The sequence below is a fragment of the Parvibaculum sp. genome, assembly GCF_040882025.1.
Lineage (GTDB): Bacteria > Pseudomonadota > Alphaproteobacteria > Parvibaculales > Parvibaculaceae > Parvibaculum.
This window is the reverse complement of sequence record NZ_JBBECC010000011.1, coordinates 1-1,922: the sequence shown is the minus strand read 5'-3', so window position 1 is coordinate 1,922 and position 1,922 is coordinate 1. Positions and strand designations below refer to the sequence as shown.

General features: G+C 66.0%; 2 protein-coding genes. Both read left to right on the top strand.

Going from position 1 to position 1,922, the window contains the following annotated elements; genetic code table 11:
• Positions 1-335: HAD-IA family hydrolase (locus tag WEB61_RS00985; RefSeq protein WP_368062461.1), on the top strand; the 335-nt coding region annotated here is incomplete at its 5' end.
• On the top strand, positions 332-1,922 hold a 1,591-nt coding region (locus WEB61_RS00980), incomplete at its 3' end, for an AsmA family protein (RefSeq protein WP_368062460.1). The genes WEB61_RS00985 and WEB61_RS00980, both read left to right, overlap by 4 nt.

Below are 1,922 nucleotides of genomic sequence, written 5' to 3'. Positions count from 1 at the left end.
AAACGCACGGCCTGTCGCACTATTTCGTCACCCTGCAGACGGCCGACGATGCGCCTTCGAAACCCCATCCCGAAATGCTCAACCGTGCGATGGCGGCGACGGGCGCGACACCGGCCGACACGGCGCTCGTCGGCGATACCAGCTACGATATCGAGATGGCGCGGGCGGCGGGCGCCCATGCGCTCGGCGTCGAATGGGGCTATCATGCGCCCGAGATCCTCCGGTCGAGCGGCGCGCATCTTGTTCTGTCCGATTTTGCCGCGCTGTCGCCCGCGCTCGATACGCTCTGGCCCGCGGAGGTGTCCATGACCATTCACGAGAGGCAGAAGCCATGAAAAAATTGCTGCGTATCGTCGTTGTCGTCGCGCTTCTTCTGGCGGGCGCGCTTTACGCACTGACCTTTGTCGACCTCGGCCGCTTCGCGCCCGAGATCGAGACGGCGGCGAAAGACGCCACCGGCCGCACACTGAAAATCGAAGGCGGGCTTCGCATCGGCTTTTCGCTGGTGCCGACCGTCGTTGCCGAGAAGATCAGTTTCAGCAACGCGGACTGGGGCACGCGGCCGCAAATGGTGACGGCCGAGAAGCTTTCGCTGCAGCTCGCCTTGCTGCCGCTTGTCTCCGGCAATGTCGATCTGCGCGAGATCGCGCTCGATGGCGCGGATATTTATCTGGAGACGGACCGTCGCGGTCGTGGCAATTGGGAATTCGGCGAGGCCGCACCCGCCGCTCGGCCCGCCGAAGGCGGCGGCATGTCGCTTGCCGGCATTCCGCAGGTCGAGATCGCCAACCTGAAACTTGCCTATCGCGATGGCGAGACGGGCCAGCTCAGCGAGGCGGAGTTCGAAGAGGTCTCCCTCATCTCGCAAGGCGCAGGGTTCCATGCCGTCATCGAAGGCGACGTCAACGGGTCCGCCGTTTCCTTCGCCGCGGATATTTCCGGCGACACACAGAAGGCCTCGCTCAGCAATGCCACGCTCACCGTCGCGGATACGAGCGTCGGCGGCGATCTCACGCTCGATCTCGCGGACCGGCCGAAACTCACCGGCGCGCTCGCCGGATCGGCCTTCGACGTCACCCCGTTCCTTTCGGACGGCAAAGGCGGCGGCGCGGGCGGTCCTGTTTTCAGCCGCGATCCGCTGCCGCTTGAGGCCCTGACGGTGGCCGACGCCGATATCGCGCTTTCGCTCGGCGAGTTGCGCTTCGGCGATCTCGTGCTCACCGATCTGAAGCTGCCGCTGAAGCTCGACAGCGGCAAGCTCTCGGCGCCGCTCGCGGCCGCCTATCGCGGCACGCCCGTCAAGCTCGCACTCTCTGCCGACGGCAAGGCGAAAACCGTCGCCATCGACGCGAATGCCGCCAATTTCGATATCGGCCGCCTCCTTGCCGATCTCGATCTGACGACGATGCTGACGGCGCGGGCCGATTTCGGCGCCAGGCTCAAGGGCCGGGGCAATTCGCTGCATGCGATTGCCGCCTCGCTTGGCGGGCAGACCAATCTCGCGATCGGCGAGGGCACGATCAATTCGCGCGCCTTCGCGGTCGTCTCCGACGATCTCGTCAATGTACTGATCCCCGGCGGCGAAACCGGCGACACGGCCGAACTCGTCTGTGTCCTGAGCGCGTTCGATTTCGCCGGCGGCGTCGGCACCGCGAAGGCGCTGGCGCTCGAAACCGACAGTCTCGTCACCACGGGCTCGGGCACGGTTGATCTCGGCGATGAGAAGATAAATCTTCTCTTCAAGCCGAAGCCGAAAAAGGCAAGCCTTGTCAGTCTCGCTTTTCCGGTCCGTCTCTCCGGCCCGCTCGGCGCGCCCACCGCCGGGCTTGACCGTACCGGCGTCGTCACCGGCGTTGCGACCGCCGTCGGCGGCGCGGCACTGACGGGCGGCATCGGCGCGCTGCTGCCGCTGATGAGCGCCG